At 69.7% G+C, this 20,083-nt stretch carries 26 protein-coding genes; 7 read left to right on the top strand and 19 right to left on the bottom strand.

All coding sequences use genetic code 11. From position 1 onward, the window contains the following. Positions 1-33: 33 nt before the first annotated feature. Positions 34-831, top strand: a complete 798-nt coding sequence (locus tag VIS07_16890; protein ID HEY8517187.1) for a hypothetical protein — start codon at positions 34-36, stop codon at positions 829-831. Positions 832-838: 7 nt separating this feature from the next. On the opposite strand, the gene VIS07_16885 is transcribed toward VIS07_16890, so the two are convergent. Together VIS07_16885 and VIS07_16880 are read right to left on the bottom strand one after the other, a co-directional pair. Then, positions 839-1,381: a hypothetical protein gene (locus tag VIS07_16885; protein ID HEY8517186.1), complete on the bottom strand. Its 543-nt coding sequence runs from the start codon at positions 1,379-1,381 to the stop codon at positions 839-841. A 115-nt stretch (positions 1,382-1,496) separates the two neighbouring features. Beyond that, positions 1,497-2,375 carry a DsbA family protein gene (locus tag VIS07_16880; GenBank protein HEY8517185.1) on the bottom strand — a complete coding sequence of 293 codons (879 nt, stop codon included), beginning with the start codon at positions 2,373-2,375 and terminating at the stop codon, positions 1,497-1,499. Between the two features lie 86 nt (positions 2,376-2,461). Here VIS07_16880 and VIS07_16875 point away from each other — a divergent pair, with 86 nt between their 5' ends. After that, positions 2,462-3,271 (top strand): hypothetical protein, encoded by an 810-nt coding sequence (locus tag VIS07_16875; GenBank protein ID HEY8517184.1) that lies wholly within the window; start codon positions 2,462-2,464, stop codon positions 3,269-3,271. Here the strand turns inward: VIS07_16875 and VIS07_16870 are convergent. Both VIS07_16870 and VIS07_16865 read right to left on the bottom strand, forming a co-directional pair. Next, entirely contained in the window at positions 3,260-3,580 is a 321-nt protein-coding gene (locus VIS07_16870) for a hypothetical protein (GenBank protein ID HEY8517183.1), read from the bottom strand. The genes VIS07_16875 and VIS07_16870 overlap by 12 nt on opposite strands. After that, a complete protein-coding gene (locus VIS07_16865) occupies positions 3,567-5,213 on the bottom strand; it encodes a nitrite/sulfite reductase (protein HEY8517182.1) in 1,647 nt (548 codons plus the stop codon). Before VIS07_16865 ends, VIS07_16870 begins: the two co-directional genes overlap by 14 nt. Before the next feature lie 94 nt (positions 5,214-5,307). On the opposite strand from VIS07_16865, the gene VIS07_16860 reads away from it, so the two are divergent. The 3 genes from VIS07_16860 to efp are packed head-to-tail and all read left to right on the top strand — an operon-like array spanning position 5,308 to position 6,728. Then, positions 5,308-5,772, top strand: coding sequence for a hypothetical protein (locus VIS07_16860; protein ID HEY8517181.1), 465 nt, complete (start codon positions 5,308-5,310; stop codon positions 5,770-5,772). Between the two features lie 21 nt (positions 5,773-5,793). Then, positions 5,794-6,114 carry a cupin domain-containing protein gene (locus VIS07_16855; protein HEY8517180.1) on the top strand — a complete coding sequence of 107 codons (321 nt, stop codon included), beginning with the start codon at positions 5,794-5,796 and terminating at the stop codon, positions 6,112-6,114. A 41-nt stretch (positions 6,115-6,155) separates the two neighbouring features. Continuing rightward, a complete protein-coding gene (efp, locus tag VIS07_16850) occupies positions 6,156-6,728 on the top strand; it encodes an elongation factor P (protein HEY8517179.1) in 573 nt (190 codons plus the stop codon). A 39-nt stretch (positions 6,729-6,767) separates the two neighbouring features. Here the strand turns inward: efp and VIS07_16845 are convergent, their stop codons facing one another. Continuing rightward, complete coding sequence (locus tag VIS07_16845) at positions 6,768-7,553, bottom strand: enoyl-CoA hydratase-related protein (GenBank protein ID HEY8517178.1); 786 nt, start codon at positions 7,551-7,553, stop codon at positions 6,768-6,770. A 94-nt stretch (positions 7,554-7,647) separates the two neighbouring features. Between VIS07_16845 and VIS07_16840 the strand changes: the two genes are divergently transcribed. Continuing rightward, a complete protein-coding gene (locus tag VIS07_16840) occupies positions 7,648-8,538 on the top strand; it encodes an alpha/beta hydrolase (GenBank protein HEY8517177.1) in 891 nt (296 codons plus the stop codon). 43 nt (positions 8,539-8,581) lie between these two features. Here the strand turns inward: VIS07_16840 and VIS07_16835 are convergent, their stop codons facing one another. The 14 genes from VIS07_16835 to VIS07_16770 form a co-directional block, all read right to left on the bottom strand. Further along, positions 8,582-8,761, bottom strand: a complete 180-nt coding sequence (locus VIS07_16835) for a hypothetical protein (protein ID HEY8517176.1) — start codon at positions 8,759-8,761, stop codon at positions 8,582-8,584. A gap of 53 nt (positions 8,762-8,814) precedes the next feature. After that, positions 8,815-9,945, bottom strand: coding sequence for a thiolase family protein (locus tag VIS07_16830; protein HEY8517175.1), 1,131 nt, complete (start codon positions 9,943-9,945; stop codon positions 8,815-8,817). A gap of 26 nt (positions 9,946-9,971) precedes the next feature. Beyond that, positions 9,972-10,412 (bottom strand): OB-fold domain-containing protein, encoded by a 441-nt coding sequence (locus VIS07_16825; GenBank protein HEY8517174.1) that lies wholly within the window; start codon positions 10,410-10,412, stop codon positions 9,972-9,974. Between the two features lie 508 nt (positions 10,413-10,920). Next, positions 10,921-12,012, bottom strand: coding sequence for a Zn-dependent alcohol dehydrogenase (locus VIS07_16820; GenBank protein ID HEY8517173.1), 1,092 nt, complete (start codon positions 12,010-12,012; stop codon positions 10,921-10,923). Between the two features lie 88 nt (positions 12,013-12,100). Next, positions 12,101-13,048, bottom strand: a complete 948-nt coding sequence (locus VIS07_16815; GenBank protein HEY8517172.1) for a transketolase C-terminal domain-containing protein — start codon at positions 13,046-13,048, stop codon at positions 12,101-12,103. Positions 13,049-13,050: 2 nt separating this feature from the next. Continuing rightward, positions 13,051-13,905 carry a transketolase gene (locus VIS07_16810; protein HEY8517171.1) on the bottom strand — a complete coding sequence of 285 codons (855 nt, stop codon included), beginning with the start codon at positions 13,903-13,905 and terminating at the stop codon, positions 13,051-13,053. 54 nt (positions 13,906-13,959) lie between these two features. Next, positions 13,960-14,634 (bottom strand): histidine phosphatase family protein, encoded by a 675-nt coding sequence (locus VIS07_16805; GenBank protein HEY8517170.1) that lies wholly within the window; start codon positions 14,632-14,634, stop codon positions 13,960-13,962. A gap of 3 nt (positions 14,635-14,637) precedes the next feature. Further along, entirely contained in the window at positions 14,638-15,831 is a 1,194-nt protein-coding gene (moeB, locus tag VIS07_16800; GenBank protein ID HEY8517169.1) for a molybdopterin-synthase adenylyltransferase MoeB, read from the bottom strand. 55 nt (positions 15,832-15,886) lie between these two features. Continuing rightward, entirely contained in the window at positions 15,887-16,147 is a 261-nt protein-coding gene (locus VIS07_16795; protein ID HEY8517168.1) for a hypothetical protein, read from the bottom strand. A gap of 15 nt (positions 16,148-16,162) precedes the next feature. Then, entirely contained in the window at positions 16,163-16,816 is a 654-nt protein-coding gene (locus VIS07_16790) for an LON peptidase substrate-binding domain-containing protein (protein ID HEY8517167.1), read from the bottom strand. A gap of 12 nt (positions 16,817-16,828) precedes the next feature. Then, positions 16,829-17,323: a transcriptional repressor gene (locus VIS07_16785; protein HEY8517166.1), complete on the bottom strand. Its 495-nt coding sequence runs from the start codon at positions 17,321-17,323 to the stop codon at positions 16,829-16,831. Beyond that, positions 17,320-17,901 carry a DUF3501 family protein gene (locus VIS07_16780; GenBank protein HEY8517165.1) on the bottom strand — a complete coding sequence of 194 codons (582 nt, stop codon included), beginning with the start codon at positions 17,899-17,901 and terminating at the stop codon, positions 17,320-17,322. The genes VIS07_16785 and VIS07_16780 overlap by 4 nt, the downstream gene beginning before the upstream one ends. Before the next feature lie 68 nt (positions 17,902-17,969). Further along, entirely contained in the window at positions 17,970-18,398 is a 429-nt protein-coding gene (locus VIS07_16775; protein ID HEY8517164.1) for a rubrerythrin family protein, read from the bottom strand. Between the two features lie 109 nt (positions 18,399-18,507). Continuing rightward, on the bottom strand, positions 18,508-18,732 hold the full coding sequence (locus VIS07_16770) for a (2Fe-2S)-binding protein (GenBank protein ID HEY8517163.1): 225 nt from the start codon (positions 18,730-18,732) through the stop codon (positions 18,508-18,510). Positions 18,733-18,833: 101 nt separating this feature from the next. Between VIS07_16770 and glgC the strand changes: the two genes are divergently transcribed. After that, entirely contained in the window at positions 18,834-20,078 is a 1,245-nt protein-coding gene (gene glgC, locus VIS07_16765; protein HEY8517162.1) for a glucose-1-phosphate adenylyltransferase, read from the top strand. Positions 20,079-20,083 lie beyond the last annotated feature (5 nt).

Here is a 20,083-nt window from a genome sequence, read left to right as displayed (position 1 = left end):
GCGGACGGTGCGTCCGCCTGCTACGCTCGCAGCATGCCCGTACACGAGCGCGACGAAGCGTTCGCCGATCTGCTGCAGCAGGTGATCGATCGCCACGCGATCGCGAACCGATTGCAACGCACCGCGGCGCTGGCCGACGAGATCCTCGGAGAAGCGCTACGGCGCGGAAACGGCGTGCGCCGGGCGCTGCGCGACGGCGACACGAGCCGCCCCAACGAGGAAGACTGCGACCACCTGCGGTCGCTCGCGAGCCGTCTCGAGGACGCGATCGACGCCGCGCTGCGCGACGGCGCCGCGAGCGAGCTGCGCCGCGCCGTCGCCGATCACGAGCCACGCCGCGCCGCCGATCTCGCGCTCGAGGTGTTCGCGGGGCTCGTCCGTCCGGACGAGCTGCCGCCGCGGGTCTACGTCGCCCGCGCGGTGCGGCGACGCGCGCGCGAGGGCGAGGTGCTGGTCCACCCCGAGGACCTCGCCAAGGAGCTTGCGGCGTTCGGCGAAACCGGCATCGGGCCAGCGTCCGGAGCCCCGGAGGACGCGGATTCGGGGCTACCCGAGCCGCTCGCGCTCTCGCCGTCGTTCCTCGGCTGCGGCTCGGAGGTGGCGCTGGTGCGCGACACCGCCGACCTGCGCGGCGCACTGCTCGAGGACACCGCGTCGGGCGACCTGCTGGTCTTCACCGAGCGGCTCGACGGGCCGTTCGGCGTCGCCGTCGCCGCGGAGGCGGACGACGAGTGGTGGGCCGCGAGCGCGCTACGCTGGCCGAGCTACCGCGCAGGACTGCTCGAAGCGCTCGTGACGCTAGGGATCGAGGTCGAGACGAGCGCGACCTGAGACCCGCTCAGGGAGCGTCGCTGCCGAGCGTGAACTGCTCGCGTCCGTCGAGCGCCGCCGGCGTGACGAAGTACGAGCCGTCGGTGGTGACGTTCCACACGCCACGCGCCGCTTCCTGATCGCCACCGTTCATCGCGCCCGCGAGGCCGCCGATCTCGGCACCGACGATGCCGACGGCGAGCTTCACCGGGAAGAAGACCGTGTTGATGAGCAGCGAGCCCAGGCTGAGGTCGAGGCTCACGGCGCGGTTCCAGGGCTCGGGCGCGATCGGACGATGGGCTGCGAACGCGTCCTCCTCCGGGGGCACCTCGTTGAGGCCGATCGGCGGACCGTAGGCCGAGAACGAGCTGTCCTCGGTGGAGTCGGGTACGGGTTCCACCACGCGGGTCTCGACCACCGTGGAGGTCGAGACCACCGCGGAGTCGGGCACCGCCTCGACCATCCGCGCGTCCGCGAGCGACACCGCCACCGCCGTCCCCAGAATGCCGCACAGGCAGACCGCGATCAGCTTGACGACGCCCTTCCCGTGCGACTCGACCCGCTTGCCCATCGGACACCCCCTGCTTCCGCGATATCGGAGACGCTAGCACGATCCGTTAGGCGACGCAGCCGAAACGCGCCGGATTTTCGCACGTTCCGGGGCCACACGCGCCGGCGAGCGGCGCTCAGGACGCGGGCTGCTGCTTCCGCTGCGCGATCTGCTCCTCGACCTTGGCGCGGACGCCCGCCGGGGAGCGGTCGAGCACCCGACGGCCGTTGACGTAGTACACCGGGACGCCGCCGACCTTCATCGCGAGCGCCAGCCTGCGGTCGGCCTTGACCGCCTGATCCGCCGCAGGCGACGCCATGTCGGTCTCGAAGCGCGCCATGTCGAGGCCGATCTGCTGCGCGTAGCGGCGCAGCATCTCGTCGTCGATGCGCTCGATGTCGCCCGCGAAGATCGCGTCGTGCATCTCCCAGAACTTGCCCTGCTGGTGCGCCGCCCACGCCGCCTTGGCGGCGCGCTCGGCGTCGCGGTGCCGCGGCAGCGGGTTGTGCTTGAAGACGAACTGCACCTCGCGCGGGTAGGCGGCGACCAGCTCGTCGGACAGCTTCACCGCGGCCTTGCAGTCCGGGCACTGGAAGTCGGCGAACTGGACGACGACGATGGGCGCAAACTCGCTGCCCTTGCGGGGCGCCATGCCGATCGGGATCAGGCGGACCGCCTCGCGCTTGCTGCCGTCGGGGCTCTGCGCGGCGGCCTGCTGCGCCGGCGCCGGCGCAGCAGCCGGAGCCTGGGCTCCCGGTGGCTTCGCCGCCGCGGCCTGCGTTCCGCCCGACTGCGCCGCCTTGGCGTTCGCGAGGAACTTCGCGCCCGGCAGGTTGGCGACCGTGTTCTGCAGCTCGGCGAGCGATCTCTTCAGCTCCTCCTGCGCCTGCTTGACCTCGCCGACCTCGCGGCGCAGCGCCTCGATCTCGTCGGCGTCCGAGCCGCCGCAGCCGGTGATCAGAACGAGGATGCCGAGACAGGTGGTGATCCGGTAAAGCAGCCCGACATGATTCATGCGGGGTCCACTCCTTTCGCGAACTCAGCCCACCACGATCGCACGGGCCTCGCAGGCCATCAAACGCGAGCCGCATCCGCGCGCCGATGACGCTCTTCGCGCGCTGCTTCCTGCTCGTCTTCTGCCAGCTCGCGGTGGGCGGTCTGCTGTCGCTCGCGGTGCCGCCGTTTCACGAGATCGAGCGCGGCTTCTACAAGTCGAGCGCGGGCGTGTTCCTCACCGCGGCCTTGGTCGGCGGCGGCGGCACGGTCTACCTCTGGCTGACGCGCACGGCGAGCGGCGTCGGTCCGCTCGAGGCGCTCTTGTGGGTCGTCTTCGTCGTCTTGCTCGCGCTCTACATGGCGACCCTGTGGGGTGAGGCGATGGCGCTGCGCGCGCGGCTCTACGCCGCCTCGCTGCTCATCGGAATGGCGGCGCTCGCGGCGAGCGCGTGGAGCCTGTTCACTCTTGGCGGACCGGTGCTGCACGTCATCGCGACGCTCAGCACGCTCGCATCGGCGGCGGCGCTCGGCGCGGTCACCACCGGCATGCTGATCGGGCACTGGTACCTGATCGATCCCGGCATGGAGATCGAGCCCTTCCACCGCTGCTTCCGCTACTTCGTCGGCACGCTGTGGGTCGAGATCGGGGCGCTCGCGGCGATCCTGTTCGGGCTGCTGCTCACCGGCAGCGCCGTCACCGGCGTCGCGGCGCTCGACGCGCACTTCGAGCTGCTCGTGCTGCGCCTCGTGCTGGGTCCGTTCGCGGCGCTGGTCATCGCCGCGATGATCCGCCGCGTGCTCGCCATCCCGCAGACGATGGCCGCGACCGGGCTCTTCTACATCGCGACGCTGGCGGTGCTCGTGGGCGAGTTCCTCGGCCGCTACTTCACGTTCCGGACCGGGCTACCGCTCTGAGCGCGCCTCGGCGGTCGGGATCGGGAAGAGCTTCGTCACCCGCAGGCCGCGCGACGTCCAGCCGACGTCGTAGCCGACCGCGAGCCCTTCGCGGATCTCGACGCCGCCGACGTTGCCCTTGCCGTCGAGCACGAGCGTGTGCTGCAGCTCGAACGGGATCTCGCGTCCGGTCGCGTCGCTGCGCACCACGCCCTGCTGCAGCCCGCGCGACCAGCGGATCACCGTGCCGCGGTAGTACAGCTCCCCGGAGCTCGAGCCTACCGGCGCGTCGCTCGTGCTCGACTCGTCGTCGAGGTCACCGGACCGCACCGCTGATCGTCTCCTGCGCGACTCGATCGAGCGCGTCGGTGCCGACGCGGTCGACGAACTCGCCGAAGCGCTCGCCAGGGATCCGATCCTTCTCGAAGAGGCGCGCGAGCGCGACGATCACGCGCGGCGCCTCGTCCTCCGGGAAGCGGCCGAACAGACGCTTGCCGATCCGCGTGCGGCCCTCGCCGACGCCGCCGCCCACCAGGATCGAGTAGTGCGGGCGCTCGACGCCGTCCTCGCCCTTCACCATCATGCCGGTGAGCCCGATGTCGCCGATGTGATGCTGGCCGCAGGAGTTCGGGCAGCCGCTGATCTTGACGTGGAACTGGCCCAGCGCCTCGGCGTCGACCTCTCCGCGCGCGAGCTCGCTGCGCACCTTCTCGGCGACGCCCATCGAGCGCGACACGGCGAGGCTGCAGTAGTCGAGACCGGGGCACGAGACGACGTCGGTCAGCAGGAACGCGCCGCGCTCGGCGAGCCCGAGGTCCTCGAGCGCCGCGTGCACGCGCGGCAGCGAGTCGCGGTGCACCGACTGCAGCACCAGGTTCTGGTCGTTGGTCGCCCGCACGGTGCCGTTGCCGTACTCGGCGGCCAGACGTCCGATCGCGCGCAGCTCGTCGCCGGTGATGTCGCCGAGCGGCAGCGCGACGACCGCCGACACGTAGTTCGGATCACGCTCGGCCGGCGCGTTGGTCGCCGCCCACGCCGCGAAGGTCGGACGCTGCTCACCGCCCGGCGCAGGCTTGCCCGGACGCGGCGTGCGGTACTCGCGCACCGCCGTGCGCACGTCCTCGCGCAGCTCGTCGCCGCGCTCCGCGTCCACCTTGGCCACCTCGGCGTGCACCATCTCGCGGAAGCGCTCGATGCCGAGCTTCTTCACGAGGAACTTCATGCGCGCCTTGTGACGCAGCTTGCGCTCGCCGGAGCGGTGCTGGATGCGCACGATCGCCTCGCAGACGATCAGCACGTCGTCCGCCGGCGCGAAGTCGATCACCGGCACCGCGAGGAACGGCGCGGCGCCGAGGCCGCCGCCGGCCCACACCGAGAAGCCACGCACGCCGTCCTTCTCGCGCGCGTAGAGCCCGATGTCGTTGATCGTCGCCTGCGCGCAGTCGAGCGGGCAGCCCTCGACGGCGATCTTGAACTTGCGCGGCAGCGTCAGGTTCAGCGGGTTGAACAGGAACCAGTCGTGGATCGCGAGCGCGTACGGCGTCACGTCGAACAGCTCGTCGGGCGACACGCCGGCGAACGGACACGCCGTCACGTTGCGCACGCTGTCGGAGCACGCGCCGCGCGTCGTGATGCCGACGGCCTCGAGGCGCTCGTAGATGTCCCCGATCTTCTCGAGCGGCACCCAGTGGATCTGCAGGTCCTGGCGGGTCGTGACGTGGGTCACGCCGCGCCCGTAGTCGTCGGTGATGCCGGCCAGCACCTCGATCTGCTCGGCGGTCATCAGCCCGCCGGGCAGCTTGATCCGCTGCATGTAGCTCGTGTGGTCGAGCTGGTAGTAGAGGCCGTACGACAGGCGGATCGGGCGGAACTGCGCGTCGTTCAGCTCGCCGCGCTGGTAGGCCGCCGCGCGTCCGAGGTGCAGCGCACGGGCGGAATCGAAGGTCTCCTTGGTGGGCTTCATGGCGTTGCTCCGATCCTACCTTTACAAGCAGCCGCGTTCCGCCCACGCAACCGCCACCCTTTCGCGCCCGCCGGCTTTTGGCTACCCGGAAGAGGTGCTCTTCTGGCTGCACCTGATCGCCACGGGGGCCTTCCTCGGGTCGACGGCGGGCCTCGCGCTGTTCACGGTGCCGCGCGCCCGGCGAACGGCCGATCCGGCCGCGCGCCGCAGCCTCGTCGCGCGCGCGCTGCGCGTCTACGACCCGCTCGCGATCGCGCTGCTCGGCGTCATGGTGATGACGGGCGCCTGGAGCATCACGGCCTACAAGCAGGCGCTCGGCGCGACGTACTTCGCGAGCTTCGGCGCCCACCTCGCCTGGAAGCTCGCCCTCGCCTTCCTGGTCGTCATGAGCGGCACCTACATCGCGTTCGGCCTCGGCCATCGTCTGGTGCGCCAGGAGGACTGGGGCGACGCCGTCGACGCCGAGCGGCTGTCGAGCATGCTGACCCGGCTCGCCGGCGCGGCCTGGCTGACGGTCGGCCTGACCGTCGCGACCGTCGCCGTCGCCGTGCGCCGCTGAGCCAACGCCGCTGAGGAAACGATGAGCGCTTTCGTCGACGTCCGATCCCGCGTCGCCTTCTCGAGCGACAAGATGAGAAAGCAGAACCTGTTCGACAGCGAGCGGATGTTCTGCGACGTCTACTGCTTCGAGCCGGGCCAGACGCAGGCCGCGCACGCGCACGCCGGCTCGGACAAGATCTACTACGTGCTCGATGGCACCGCCGAGATCCAGATCGGCGACGAGACGCGGACCGTCGGTCCCGGCTTCGCGGCGCACGCGGCGCCCGGCGTCTCGCACGCGGTCACCAACCCCGGTCCCGATCGCTTGACGGTGCTCGTCTTCATGGCGCCCAAGCCCTGAGCTCGGGCGTCCGTTCGTCTGTCTTTGCAGGAGGATTTTCGATGTTGATCGACGCCACGAAGCTGCGCGTGGGCATGGTGATCATGCACAACGGCGAGCTCTACCGGATGACGAGCGTGACCCACGTGACGCCCGGCAACTGGCGCGGCATGGTGCAGACCAAGATGCGCAGCCTGCGCTCGGGGAACTCGACCGAGCACCGCTTCCGCTCGGAGGACAAGGTCGACCGCGTCACCCTCGAGCAGCACGAGATGGAGTACCTCTACTCCGACGGCGACCGCTACCACTTCATGAACACCGAGAACTACGAGCAGATCGAGCTCTCGGCGGAGGACCTGGGCGACGCCGCGAAGTACTTGACGCCGAACCAGCGTCTCAACGTCGAGTTCTACGAGAGCACGCCGATCGGCGTCTCGCTGCCGAAGACGCTCGACCTCAAGGTGACCGAGACCGCGCCGGGTCTGAAGTCGGCGACGGTCACGAACCAGCTCAAGCCCGCGACGCTCGAGACCGGGCTCGTCGTCTCGGTGCCGAACTTCATCGACGTCGGCGACGTCATCACCGTCGACACCGAGACCGGCGAGTACGTCTCGCGCGCCGGCAAGGGCGGCTGACGCGGGGCGGGCCTCGCCCCGCGTCTTCTCCATCAGCGGTTACCGCCCCTTCCAGACCGGCTTGCGCTTCTCGGCGAACGCGCGCGGTCCCTCGAGCGCGTCCTCCGAGCGGAACAGCTCGAGCACGGCCGGGTAGTTGGTGACCGCCACCGCGTCGCGCAGCGGCTTGTCGAGGCTGTCGAGCGCCGCCTGCTTGGTCGCGCGCACGCTGAGCGGCGAGCAGGCGACGATCTTCTCCGCCCAGCGCCCGGCCGCGGCGAGCAGGTCCTGGCCCGCGGGCACCACCTCGTTCACGAGCCCGAGCTCGTAGGCGCGCTGCGCCGAGATCGGCTCGCCGGTCATCATCATCCCCATCGCGACCTTGAGCGGGATCTGGCGCGGCAGGCGCTGCGCGCCGCCCGCCGCCGCCATGAGACCGACCTTCGGCTCGGGCAGGCCGAACTGCGCGTGCTCGGCGGCGACCACGATGTCGCAGCACAGGACGATCTCGAAGCCGCCGCCGAGCGCGAAGCCGTTCACCGCCGCGATGATCGGCTTCGTCAGGTCGAAACGCGTGGTGAGGCCGGCGAAGCCGCCCGGCGGCATGGGCGGCAGCTTGCCGCCGTGCTGCGCGGTCCACTTGAGGTCGTTGCCGGCCGAGAAGGCGCGCTCGCCGGCGCCGGTCAGCACCGCAACCCACACTTCCGGATCGCGCGCGAAGTCGTTCCAGATCTCCTCGAGCTCGTCGTGGCACGGCGGGTGAAGCGCGTTCATCACCTCCGGCCGGTTCAGCGTGACCCATGCCACCCGATCACGCTTTTCATACTTGACGAACTGATAGCTCATTTCCTTTCCTTCTCCTTCGCGGCGCGCTCGTGCGGACGTCGCGGCGCGCGCCTCGGGTTGCTTCCCCGCGTGCCCCTGCATAGGACCAGGGTCGATGGCGGAGATCAATTCGATCGAGCACGCGCGCATCGACTGCGGCGAGGTGACGCTGCACTGCGCGCTCGCGGGTGAGCAAGGACGACCGCTCGTCGTCCTGCTGCACGGCTTTCCCGAGTCCTGGTATTCCTGGCGCCATCAGATCCCCGTCCTCGCGCAGCACTTTCGCGTCGCCGCACCGAGCTTGCGCGGCTACGGCGAGAGCGACCGTCCGAAGGAGGTCTCGGCGTACGTCCTGCCGAAGCTGACCGGCGACGTCCGCGGGCTGATCCGCGGCCTCGGCTACGAGGACGCGGCGATCGTCGGCCACGACTGGGGCGGCGGCATCGCGTGGGCGTTCGCGATCGACCATCCCGAGGCGTGCCGCAAGCTCGCGGTGTGCAACTGCCCGCATCCGGCGATGTTCCAGAAGGCGCTGCTGTCCAATCCGCGGCAGCTGCTGCGCAGCTGGTACATGTTCTTCTTCCAGATTCCCTACCTGCCGGAGTGGCTCTTCTCGCGCGACAACAAGCGCGCGCTCGACCGCGCGTTCCGCGACATGGTCGTGCGCAAGGACCGCGAGGTGTTCAGCGACGCGGACCTCGCGGAGATCAAGCGCGCCTTCGACCCGCCCGGCGCGATCACGGCGGCGATCAACTACTACCGCGCGCAGTTCCGCGATCCCTCGATGCTCAAGCGCTACTCGAGCGACAAGCGCATCAAGTGCCCGACGCGCCTCATCTGGGCCGAGGACGACGTCGCGCTCGGCAAGGAGCTCACCTACGGCATGGAGCCGCTCTTCGAGGCGCCGTTCGACGTCCGCTACATCCCGGCGTGCAGCCACTGGGTGCAGCAGGAGCGTCCCGAAGAGGTGAACGCCTACCTGCTCGAGTTCCTGCGTCCGGAGTAGCGCGGGCGAGCGCCAGCGGGCGACGAGCGCGAAGCGAGAGCAGCTAGAACGGACGGCCGACGCGGGCGCTCTCGGCGTCGACCGGCTCCGTCGGCTGGCGGCCGAACGGCAGCAGCGAGCGCTCGGCGCCGCGCCACAGCTCCACCTCGCGATCGACCGGACGCGGCGGGATCTGCCGCGCGAGCCACAGGAGACCCAGCGGCAGCGCGACGAATCCCGCCACGATCAACGGTCCGAGCATTGCGCAGTCGTTTCGCTACCTGCGCGGCGTGCGCCTCACGCCTGCAGGATGTTGATCGTGCACGCCGAGCCGAGGCCGATGACGTGCGCGAGCCCGACCTTCGCGCCCTCGACCTGACGGTCGCCCGCTTCGCCGCGCAGGTGCGTCACGACCTCGAAGATGTTCGCGACGCCGGTCGCACCGAGCGGGTGCCCCTTCGACAGCAGGCCGCCGCTCACGTTGACCGGGATGTCGCCGCCGTGGCACGTGCGCCCCTCGTCGATCATGCGGCCGCCCTCGCCGTCCTTGCAGAGGCCGAGGTTCTCGTAGTGCAGCAGCTCCGCGGTCGCGAAGCAGTCGTGCAGCTCGACGAGGTCGAGATCCTCGGGGCCGATGCCGGCCTTCTCGTACGCCTGCTTCGCCGCGATGCGGGTCAGCGTCGAGACGTCCGGCATCGTGAGGTCGCGATCGGTGTACGGGTCGGAGGTCAGCACCGAGGCCGCGACGCGGATCGGCTTGCGGCCGATCTGCCGCGCCTTCTCCGCCGACGCGACGATCGCCGCCGCGGCGCCGTCGCCCGTCGGACAGCACATCTGCAGCGTGTTCGGCCACGCGATCATGCGGCTCTTCAACACGTCCTCGAGCGACACCTCGACCTGGTACTGGGCGAGCGGGTTCTTGGTCGAGTGCTTGTGGTTCTTGACGCTGATCTTGGCGAACTGCTCGACCGTCGTGCCGTACTTGCGCATGTGCTCGACGCCGGCCTGCGCGAACACAGCGGGCATCATCTCGGAGCCGAGGATGCCCTCGGTGCTCTCGCGCTGGCCGCCGCCGCCGAGCATGCCCATCTTGCCCATCTGCTCCGAGCCGACCGCCATCGCGACGTCGCAGGCCCCCGAGGCGACCGCCATGTACGCCTCGCGGAACGCCGTCGAGCCCGTCGCGCAGGCGTTCGCCACGTTCACGATCGGGATGCCGGTCTGGCCGAGCTGCTGCATGATGCGCTGCCCGACCATCGCGCCCGCCTGCAGCAGGTTGCCGCTCGCGAGCAGCTCGATGTCCTTGATGCCGATTCCGGCGTCCTTCAGCGCGAGCAACGCCGCCTCGGCGGCGAGCTGATCGACCGTCTTGTCCTTGAAGCGCCCGAACTTGATCATCCCGACGCCGACAACGAACACGTCACGCATCGTCCTACTCCGTTCCGTCAGTTCCGTCAGTTGCCCTGCGCCGGGCGGAAGAAGAAGGCCACGACCTCCTTGCCCTCCTGGTCCGTGCGCACGGTACGGGTGATCATCTCGACCGGCATGTCGAACTTGAGCTTTGCCGGGTCGGGCTCGACGTCGACCAGCGTGCAGCGCACCGCGATGCCGTCCTCGAGATCGACGATCGCAGAGACGAACGGGGTCTGCACGCCCGGCGCCGATTGGTGCACGATCGAGTACACGTAGAGCTTGCCGCGCCTCGACAGCGGCACCTCCTCGAACGGACCTTCCGCCGCGCACTTCGCGCACGCGACGCGCTTCGAGAAGTAGAGCGCGCCGCAGGAGCCGCACTTCTGGGCGATCAGACGAGCGTCTTCCTCGCGCTCGCCGAGACGCAAAAACGGGACGATCGGGCGGCGCGCGGGCGCGGCCGCCGCGGCTTGTTCTGCCATTCTGGAATGCCCTCCTACTGCGAGCGAACGCTCGCGTCAGCCATCTATCCGAGGAGCGGGCCGGCGGGTCAAGATCGACGATCGTCGCGTCGGGAAACTAGACTCGCCAGACGCTTCCCTGTACTGTTGGCGCAACGGCTCAGGCGGCAACAGCGCCTGTGAAGTTGCTCCTCCGGGAATGGTCCCGGTTGGGTGACGAGCCGTGCCGGCGAGGGGCAGTCGGCGGTCCCGGACCGGATGCGGGTCTGGAGCCCGCGAGGAGCCGAGCGGGAGTGGTTCCCGAACGGCAGCGCCGGGGAAGGAGGTGATCCAGTCGTGATTGCAAGTAGTAGTACGGTGAGCTGTGAGGTGGTGGCCTCCTAGGCCCGGCTACGTTCGATAAACACGTGGTCGCCTGGGAGAATCCAGGCACCACCGACCCCGGGGATCCCTCGCCGCACCGCGAGGCCGAGCACGAAGCAGGAAACGCTCGGAAGGCATCCCCGGGGTTTTTTTGTCTTGGTGCGGCTCAGTAGGTGATGACGCTGCGCGCGACCTCGCCCTTCTCCATCAGGTCGAAGGCCTCGTTGATCTGTTCGAGCTTCAGCCGACGCGAGATCAGCTCGTCGAGCTTGAGCTTCCCGGCCATGTAGAGGTCGAGGATCATCGGCATGTCGTAGCGGAAGCGCGGCGAGCCGTAATACGATCCCATCACCGTCTTCTCGGCGAGCGGGAAGAAGGCCGCCGGGAAGGTCAGCGTCTCGGTCACCGCCGGGACGCCGACGATCACCAGCTTGCCGCCGGGGCGCACGGCGTTGAACGCCTGCTCGATCAGGCGCGCGTTGCCGATCACCTCGAAGACGTACTCCGCGCCGCCGTCGGTGAGCTGCTGGATCGCCGCGACCGCGTCGTCCTGCGACGCGTCGATCACGTGCGTCGCGCCGAAGTCCTTCGCGAGCTCGAGCTTCTTCGGGTTGAGATCGACGACGATGATCTTCTCCGCGCCGGCGAGCGCCGCCGCCTGAACGCAGTTCAGCCCGACGCCACCGGCGCCGAACACCGCGACTGTCGCGCCGGGCTCGACCTTCGCCGTGTTGAGCACCGCGCCCACGCCGGTCATGACGCCGCAGCCGACGAGCGCCGCCGCCTCGAGCGGCACGTCGTCGCGAATCTTCACGACCGCGTCTTCCATCACGATCGTGTGGTCGGCGAACGAGCCCACCCAGTGCGGCACGTCGCCGCCCGACGCCTTGAAGCGCGTCGTGCCGTCCGCCATGCGTCCACCCGAGTTGATGAGCTGCGCGGCGCGCTTGCACAGGTGCGGACGTGCGCGCGCGCAGTCGCGGCACAGCCCGCAGCTCGTGAGCCAGGTGAGCACCACGTGGTCACCCGGCTTCACGGACGTCACGCCACGGCCCACCGCCTCGACGACGCCCGCCCCTTCGTGGCCGATGATGATCGGCGGCGCGACGGGCAGGATGCCCTTCTGGATCGAGCGGTCGCTGTGGCAGACGCCGCTCGCGGCGAGCTTCACGCGGACCTCACCGTCGCGCGGCTCGCCGAGGTCGACGTCCTCGACCTTGAAGGGCTCGTTGAACGCGTAGAGGACTGCTGCCTTCATCTGACTCTCCTCCGTGCGCCCCTCACGGAGCGCGAGCAGGGAGTCCGACGATTGCAGCGTCCGGGCCCGATGTCGAGAGCCGTGCGCGTCAGGCGCTGGCGCGGGTCGGCGCGCCCGAGCGCACGAACTCCTCGACGGTCGCCGCGATGCCCGCGGCGTGGAGCCCGTGCTTCTCGTAGAGCGCCTCGCCCGTGCCCGACTCGCCGAACGTCCGCACGGCGATGCGGCCGATCCGCACGCCGGTGGTCTCGGCGAGCGCCTCGCACACCGCACTCCCGAGCCCGCCGACGATGCCGTGATCTTCGACCGTCACGATCTGCGGACAGCGCGCCGCGAGCGCGACGAGCCCTTGCTGGTCGATCGGGTGCAGGGTGTGCACGTTCACGACGCCGGCGGAGATGCCGCGCTTCGCGAGCTCGCCGGCGGCCGCGAGCGCGTTCGCGACCACGCCGCCGGTCGCGAGGATCTGCACGTCGTCGCCGTCGCGCAGCGGGTCGAGCGCGCCGAGCGTGAAGCGGTAGCCGTCGCGGTGCACGTCCTCGAGCTTCTGCCGCGTGACGCGCAGGTAGGCCGGACCGACGTGACGCGCGATCGCCTCGACCGCCTGCTCCGTCTCGAGCGCGTCCGCGGGCTGCACCACCAGCATGTTGGGCAGCGAGCGCATCAGCGCGAGATCCTCGAGACCCATCTGGCTGTAGCCGTCCTCGCCGATGCCGATGCCGGCGTGCGTGCCGACGAGCTTCACGTTCGCCCGGTTGTAGGCGACCGAGACGCGGATCTGCTCGAAGCGTCCGGTCAGGAAGCAGGCGAAGCTCGCCGCGAACGGGATCTTGCCGGCGAGCGCGAGGCCCGCCGCGACCGAGACCATGTTGCCCTCGGCGATGCCGAGCTGGAAGAAGCGGTCGGGGAACTGCTTCGCGAAGAAGTGGGTGTTGGTCGAGCCGGCGAGATCGGCGTCGAGCGCGACCACCTCGGGCATGCGCTCGCCGAGCTTCGCCAGCGCCTCGCCGAACGCGACACGCGTCGCCTTGGCCATCGTCAGTCCCCCTGCCCGTCCGCGCCGCGCACCTCGGCGAGAGCGCGGGCGAGCTCTTCCGCGTTCGGCGCGACGCCGTGCCACTTGTGCGTGCCTTCCATGAACGACACGCCCTTGCCCTTGATGGTGTGCGCGACGATCACGGTCGGCTTGCCGCGCACCTCGGTCGCCCGATCGAGCGCCGGGATCACCTGCTCGAAGTCGTTGCCGTCGATCTCGAGCACGTTCCAGCCGAAGCTCTCCCACTTCGCGCGCAGCGGCTCGAGGTCGAGGATGTCCTTGACGAGGCCGTCGAGCTGCACCTTGTTGTAGTCGACGATCGCGGTGAGCTCGTGGACGCCGTACTTGCCGGCGGCCATCGCGGCCTCCCAGACTTGACCCGCCTGGCACTCGCCGTCGCCGAGCAGCGCGTAGACGTGGAACGGCGAGCCGTCGAGCCGGCTCGCGAGCGCCATGCCGAGCGCGATCGACAGGCCCTGGCCGAGCGAGCCGGTCGCCGCCTCCATCCACGGAAAGCCCGCGTGGTCGGGATGTCCCTGCAGACGGCTGCCGAGGCGGCGCAGCGTCTTCAGCTCCTCGACCGGGATCTCGCCCGCGACCGCGAGCGCCGCGTACACCACCGGCACGCCGTGCCCCTTCGAGATCACGAAGCGGTCGCGCTCGGCCCAGGTCGGGTCCCCCTTCTTCCAGCGCAGCTTGTGGAAGTAGAGCGAGGCGACGATCTCCACCGCGGACAGGGAGCCACCGGGATGGCCGGAGCCCGCCGCGGCGATCATCTCGAGGATGTGCTCGCGCATGGTGCGCGCGATGCTGCGCAACCTCGCGTAGTCCGGCGCCGAGGACGAGTCAGAAGACACGGTTCCGGCGAGCATCGACACGGGCATCCTCCTCCACCGCGCGTGTGACCGGGCTCAACGCGCCGCCTCGCGGGGACGCGCCGTCGCCCCCGGCAGCTGCAGCATGACGTCGAGATCGGGTCGCATGTTGATGAACTTCACCTCTGCCCAGTCGCCCGTCAGCTCGATGGCGGAAAGGGCTCCATTGTCTACGCGGATACGGCGCAGCTGCGCAACGTCCATTGCGAGGCAACCGCACAGGATGAGCCGCAGCGGGTCGCCGTGCGACACGACGATCGCCGGCGAGCCGTCGCTCGCGCTCGCGATGCGGCCCATCGCCGCGAACACGCGGTCGCGCACCTCGAGCAGGCTCTCGCCGCCGCCCGGGAACGGCGTCCCGAGCGGGTCCTTGCGGAACTCGTGGAACAGCGGGTCGTCGCGCAGATCGAGGAAGGTCTTGCCCTCCCAGTCCGCGTAGTGGACCTCGGTGAGCCCCTCCTCCTCCTCGACGGGGAGCCCACCGAGGCGCTCGGCGATCAGCTCGGCGGTCGCGCGCGCCCGCGGCAGCGGGCTCGTCCAGATGCGCGCGATGCCGAGGTTCTCGAGGTGCGGAGCGAGCTCGAGGAGCTGTGCGCGCCCGCGCTCGCTGAGTGGAACCGGGCGCCGGCCCATGATCCGGCGCTCACGATTCCACTCGGTCTCACCGTGCCGTAGCAGGTAGAAGACGCCGCGCCCGGGGAACGGCTGCATGCGTCAAGCGGCCGGCTGCTCGCCGTGCCCGCCGCGCAGGCCGCAGAACTCCTCGTAGTCGATCAGCTCGGTGACCGTCGGACGGTCGCCGCACACCGGGCACTCCGGATCGCGACGCAGCTTGAGCTGCTTGATCTCCATCGCGAGCGTGTCGAAGTGCAGCAGCCGGCCGACGAGCGGGTTGCCGACGCCGAGGATCAGCTTGATCGTCTCGACCGCCTGCACGCAGCCGACGAGACCCGGCAGGACGCCGAGCACGCCCGCCTCCGCGCACGACGGCGCGGCGCCCGGCGGCGGCGGCTCGGGGAACAGGCAGCGGTAGCAGGGACCCTTGCCGGGGTAGAAGACCGTCGCCTGGCCCTCGAACTGGAAGATGCTGCCGTGCACGTTCGGCTTGTTGGCGAACACGCAGGCGTCGTTGACCAGGTAGCGGGTCGGGAAGTTGTCGCAGCCGTCGACGATGATGTCGTAGTCGGCGATCAGCCGCATGATGTTCTCGGACGTCACGCGCTCGCGGTAGCCGATCACCTTGACGTCGGGATTGAGCCCCTCGAGCGTGAGCTTCGCGGACTCGACCTTCGGCATCCCGACGCGGTCCTCCGAGTGCAGGATCTGGCGCTGCAGGTTCGAGCGGTCGACGACGTCGTCGTCGACGATGCCGATCGTGCCCACGCCGGCCGCCGCGAGGTAGTACGCCGTCGGCGAGCCGAGGCCGCCGGCGCCGATCAGCAGGACCTTCGCGTCAAGCAACTTCGCCTGGCCCTTCTCGCCGACCTCGGGCAGCAGGAAGTGGCGGCTGTAGCGCTGCAGCTGGTCCTGCGAGAACTGACGATCCGCGACCCAGGCGTTGCCCGCTCCCTTCCACGCACCGAAGCCACCGGCCATCGACACGACGTTGCGATAGCCCATGTCCTTCAGGATCTTGGCCGCGATCAGCGAGCGCGTGCCGCCCTGACAGTAGGCGATGATCTCGGCGTCGCGATCGGGAACGGTCTCCTCGATCTTCATCTCGAGGAAGCCGCGCGGCACGGAGACGGCGCCCGGCAGATGCCCCTCGCGGTACTCTTCCTTCTCACGCACGTCGATGACGTGGACGGCGTGGCCGTTGCCAGCGAGGCGCTGCTTGACCTGGTCGACCGTGACCTCGGGGACGACCTTGCGGGCCTCGTCCATGATGTCCTTGAAGGTTCGATGCATGTTTCCTCCGACTCTCGGGAAGCCTGACCGGATCAGCGTAGCAGAACGGCCCGGCTCAAGCTGCGGGCGGCTGCGGCCCCTCGGGCCCGGCCTCGGCGGCCGGCTCGAAGCCCCGTGAGCTCGCCCGTGCGGCGCTTGCACGAGCGTGGACCAGCGCGATGCAGGCCGCGAAGAACTGCAGCACGAGCGTGATCGCGCCCCAATTCAGGTGGCTCGACAGCGGGCTCGTGCCGTAGCCCGCGCGCACGCCGAGGACGAACGTCACGCAGCCCGCCAAGAAGGCGAGCAGGACGATGGCGGCGGTCACGGCGGCCACGCGACGGTCCGGACCTCAGTGCCGCGGCTCGTCGTCGCGCGGCGTGGCGCCCTGGACGGCGCTGCCGGCGAGGTGGAACTCGAGGATCTCGAGCAGGCGCTCGGTGCGCTCGCAGATCCGGTCGCACTCGAGGAGCGCGAGCTTCTCGATCGGCTCGAGGTCGAGGCCCGAGGCCAGCGTGTTGACCAGCTCCTCGCTGTCGGACGGCAAGCGGTCCCAGATGTCGCCCGGCAGCTCGCGCTCGCGACGCGCGAACAGCCGCGACACCGTGCTCTTCAAGCGCGGCACCGGCGCCTCGGCGTCGCTCGGATCCGGCACCTCGGGACACCACTCGACGCGCGCCAGCCGGTAGGTCCGTCCGCCGATCTCCTCGATCACCTTGAAGCGCCGCAGGCCGTGCAGCACGAGGTTCGAGCGTCCGTCGGGCAGCAGCACGAAGCGCTCGATGCGCCCGACGCAGCCGACCGGGAAGACCTCCGGGTTGCCGTGGTAGTTCTTCTTCCAGTCGCCGCGCAGCAGCACCATGCCGATCAGGCGATCGCCGGCCATCGCGTCGCGCACCATGTCGCGGTAGCGCGGCTCGAAGATGTGCAGCGGCAGGTCGACGTGCGGGAAGAGGACGACGTTCGGCAGCGGGAAGACCGGGATGACCTCGGGCAGCTCGTCCATCGCTCGAGCCTTTCAGTCCCGGCGCTCGCGCGCCCGGTGGCGGCGCATCTGCACCACGTTGCCCTCGCAGGCGTTGCAGGCGCCGAAGTAGGTCACCGTCCGGCCCTCGACGCGGTGCCCGGCGACGCGCGTGCGCGTCGGCGGCTCCGCCTCGCGTCCGCGCTCGACGTCGATCACCATCGCGCAGCGCGTGCACACGAAGTGGTCGTGCGGGTCGAGACGCGCGTCGTAGCGCGCCGCGCGGTCGTGGACGTGGACCAGGCGTGCGCGGCCGGCGGCGAGCAGCTTCTGCAGGTTGCGGTAGACCGTGCCGCGCCCCACCCCGGGGAGCTCGCGACACACCGCCCGGTAGACCTCCTCCGCCGTCGGGTGCTCGCGGCTCGCGGACAGCACGCGGAGCGTCGCGTCGAGCTGACGCGTCGCACGCTGCCGCGTCACCGGCTGCGGACGCGCCTCCGTCACCGACTGCGGACGCGCCTCGACGACACGCCCGCCGATCGCGCTCACTCCGGACAAAGGTCCCTCGCCAGGCTCGCGCGCTGCTCGGGCGTCAAGATGGTGCTCGCCCGATACTGCGGATGCTCGACGCGGATCTCGACCTCCGTGCCGGGCTCGCCGAACGTCCGCGCGGCCGAGGGACTGAGCGGGAAGCGGACGTACTGCACCGCCGACAGCTTCTCCTCCGTGCTCCGCCCGGGCTCGAAGGTCGCGCGGAAGGTCTCGTCGCCGACCCGCATGAACACGTGCTCGTCGATGCCGATCAGCTTGTTGAGCTCGGTCGCGATCCTCTCCTTGTCGGTGATCTCGATCAGCATCGTCGCCGACAGCTCGTTCTCGTTGGGCAGGAGCTGGTTGTAGACGTCGATCTCCTCGCGCACCCGGTCGAGGTCGGTGATGCGCTCGACGTGCAGCATCTCCTGCGTCTGGAAGAGAACGGTGTCGAAGTTCTCGAAGACCAGCGTGACCCGGTCGCCGAGCGGGATGCGGCGGTTGCGCTTGAGCTCGATGATGCGGCGCCGGAACTCGTCACGCATCTCCGCGTAGCGTGCGGGGCCGGCGATGTCCTCGAGTCTCACCTTGCGCATTTCGTTTCTCGTTCCGGCCCCGACGCGACGCCGACCCAAGCGGCCGGCGTCGCGTCACGGGTGCGTGATCAGCTCTGCTGCTGCAGGCTCTCGAGGCCCTTCTGGAAGCGTCCCGCGTGCGACTTCTCGGCGCGCGCGAGCGTCTCGAACCACTCGGCGATCTCCGCGAAGCCCTCCTCGCGGGCGGTCTTCGCGAAGCCCGGGTACATCTGCGTGTACTCGTAGGTCTCGCCCTCGATCGCCGACTTGAGGTTCTTGTCGGTGTCGCCGATCGGCGCGCCGGTCGCCGGGTCGCCGACCTCCTTCAGGAAGTCGAGGTGCCCGAACGCGTGACCGGTCTCGGCCTCCGACGTGTCGCGGAACAGACCGCCGATGTCCGGGTAGCCCTCGATGTCGGCGCGGCGGGCGAAGTAGAGGTAGCGCCGGTTCGCCTGCGACTCGCCGGCAAAGGCCTCCTTCAGGTTCTGGTGCGTCTTCGTGCCGGCCAGCTTGCTCATCGTTCGTCCTCCTTTTTTCCCCCGGGATGACGTCGCGCCGGCGGCGCAACGCTTAATGAGAACAATTCTCGATAAGGCGTAGCAGCCGACACGTCCGTCGCAAGCATCGCTAGCGTCGCGGCAGCATGGCGGCGATCACGGGACCGCAGCGCTTCGAGCCGCACGGTCCGGTGGCGGCGCGGGTGCGGCGGCGCACGTCGTCGAGCGTGACCGCGCCCGCGGCGATCGCCTTCTGGATCACGCCGCGGCGAATCTTGTTGCAGATGCAGACGATCTTGTAGGACTCGACGATCTCCATCCGCCGGCGCTCGGCTTCGTCTGCATCGTCAGCCACGTCTGCCGTATAGCACGTGCGATCACTCGAGAGCACCCGCGTCTCTTCCTTCCGCGGCCGCGAAACTTGACTCCCTGCAAGCGCCTTTGCACTCTGAACCAGTGGCAGCGACCTCGCGACGCATCCTGGGCATGATCATGGCCGGAGGCGAGGGAACGCGCCTCTACCCCCTCACCCGCGACCGCGCGAAGCCGGCCGTCCCGTTCGGCGGCAAGTACCGGCTGATCGACTTCGTGCTGTCGAACTTCGTCAACTCGGGGATCTACTCGATCTACGTGATGGTGCAGTTCAAGTCGCAGTCGCTGATCGAGCACCTCGCAGCGGGTTGGAAGTTCGGCGGCTTGATCTCCGAGCACTTCATCTCGCCCGTGCCGGCGCAGATGCGGCTCGGTCACGACTGGTACCGGGGTACGGCGGACGCGATCTACCAGAACCTCAACCTGATCGAGAACTTCCGCCCCGACCTGGTCGCGGTGTTCGGCGCCGACCACATCTACCGCATGGACATCCAGCAGATGGCGGACTTCCACCAGCAGCGCGAGGCGCAGGTCACCGTCGCGACGCTGCCGGTGCCCCGCCACGAGGCGTCGAGCTTCGGCATCGTCGAGGTCGGCCCCGACGGCGTCATCGAGGCGTTTCACGAGAAGCCGCAGGATCCGATCGAGATGCCGGGGCGTCCGGGCTACTGCCTGGCCTCGATGGGCAACTACATCTTCGACGCCGACTTCCTCGTGCGCGCCCTGCAGCGCCTCGCCGACGGCAAGTCCGGCGCGACCGACTTCGGCAAGCACATCATTCCCGCGCACCTCGCCGAGCGTCGTACGTACGCCTACGACTTCGCGACCAACCGCCTACCGGGCGAGCCCGAGGGCAAGCCGACGTACTGGCGCGACGTCGGCACGATCGACGCCTACTACGAGGCGAACATGGACCTGCGCGCGCCGGATCCCGAGCTCAACCTGTACAACGTCCACTGGCCGGTGCGCACCGCCGAGACGCCCAACCCGCCGGCAAAGTTCGTGTTCGACGAGATCGGGCGCCGCGGTCAGGCCGTGCAGTCGGTGGTCTCCGAGGGCTGCATCATCAGCGGCGGCAGCGTCAGCAACTCGGTGCTCGGGCGCAACGTGTTCGTGCACAGCTTCGCCCAGGTCGAGGACTCCGTGATCATGGACGGCTGCCGCATCCGGCGTCACGCCAAGGTGCGCCGCGCGATCATCGACAAGTACGTCGAGATCCCCGAGGGCGAGACGATCGGCTACGACCTCGAGCGCGACCGCCAGCGCTACATGGTCACCGACTCGGGGATCGTCGTGATCCCCAAGCAGGCGCGCCCGACCTCGGACTGAGGCGG

The organism is Candidatus Binatia bacterium (genome assembly GCA_036563615.1).
Lineage (GTDB): Bacteria > Desulfobacterota > Binatia > UBA12015 > UBA12015 > DATCMB01.
Note: the sequence above shows the minus strand (reverse complement) of the source record. Positions and strands in the feature narration are given on the sequence as shown.

Excerpts from the sequence above, each read along its gene's own strand:
- VIS07_16890 (HEY8517187.1), top strand. The coding sequence starts at position 34 with ATGCCCGTACACGAGCGCGACGAAGCGTTCGCCGATCTGCTGCAGCAG.
- VIS07_16885 (HEY8517186.1), bottom strand. The coding sequence starts at position 1,381 with ATGGGCAAGCGGGTCGAGTCGCACGGGAAGGGCGTCGTCAAGCTGATC.
- VIS07_16880 (HEY8517185.1), bottom strand. The coding sequence starts at position 2,375 with ATGAATCATGTCGGGCTGCTTTACCGGATCACCACCTGTCTCGGCATC.
- VIS07_16875 (HEY8517184.1), top strand. The coding sequence starts at position 2,462 with ATGACGCTCTTCGCGCGCTGCTTCCTGCTCGTCTTCTGCCAGCTCGCG.
- VIS07_16865 (HEY8517182.1), bottom strand. The coding sequence starts at position 5,213 with ATGAAGCCCACCAAGGAGACCTTCGATTCCGCCCGTGCGCTGCACCTC.
- VIS07_16855 (HEY8517180.1), top strand. The coding sequence starts at position 5,794 with ATGAGCGCTTTCGTCGACGTCCGATCCCGCGTCGCCTTCTCGAGCGAC.
- efp (HEY8517179.1), top strand. The coding sequence starts at position 6,156 with ATGTTGATCGACGCCACGAAGCTGCGCGTGGGCATGGTGATCATGCAC.
- VIS07_16845 (HEY8517178.1), bottom strand. The coding sequence starts at position 7,553 with ATGAGCTATCAGTTCGTCAAGTATGAAAAGCGTGATCGGGTGGCATGG.
- VIS07_16840 (HEY8517177.1), top strand. The coding sequence starts at position 7,648 with ATGGCGGAGATCAATTCGATCGAGCACGCGCGCATCGACTGCGGCGAG.
- VIS07_16830 (HEY8517175.1), bottom strand. The coding sequence starts at position 9,945 with ATGCGTGACGTGTTCGTTGTCGGCGTCGGGATGATCAAGTTCGGGCGC.
- VIS07_16825 (HEY8517174.1), bottom strand. The coding sequence starts at position 10,412 with ATGGCAGAACAAGCCGCGGCGGCCGCGCCCGCGCGCCGCCCGATCGTC.
- VIS07_16820 (HEY8517173.1), bottom strand. The coding sequence starts at position 12,012 with ATGAAGGCAGCAGTCCTCTACGCGTTCAACGAGCCCTTCAAGGTCGAG.
- VIS07_16815 (HEY8517172.1), bottom strand. The coding sequence starts at position 13,048 with ATGGCCAAGGCGACGCGTGTCGCGTTCGGCGAGGCGCTGGCGAAGCTC.
- VIS07_16805 (HEY8517170.1), bottom strand. The coding sequence starts at position 14,634 with ATGCAGCCGTTCCCCGGGCGCGGCGTCTTCTACCTGCTACGGCACGGT.
- moeB (HEY8517169.1), bottom strand. The coding sequence starts at position 15,831 with ATGCATCGAACCTTCAAGGACATCATGGACGAGGCCCGCAAGGTCGTC.
- VIS07_16790 (HEY8517167.1), bottom strand. The coding sequence starts at position 16,816 with ATGGACGAGCTGCCCGAGGTCATCCCGGTCTTCCCGCTGCCGAACGTC.
- VIS07_16780 (HEY8517165.1), bottom strand. The coding sequence starts at position 17,901 with ATGCGCAAGGTGAGACTCGAGGACATCGCCGGCCCCGCACGCTACGCG.
- VIS07_16775 (HEY8517164.1), bottom strand. The coding sequence starts at position 18,398 with ATGAGCAAGCTGGCCGGCACGAAGACGCACCAGAACCTGAAGGAGGCC.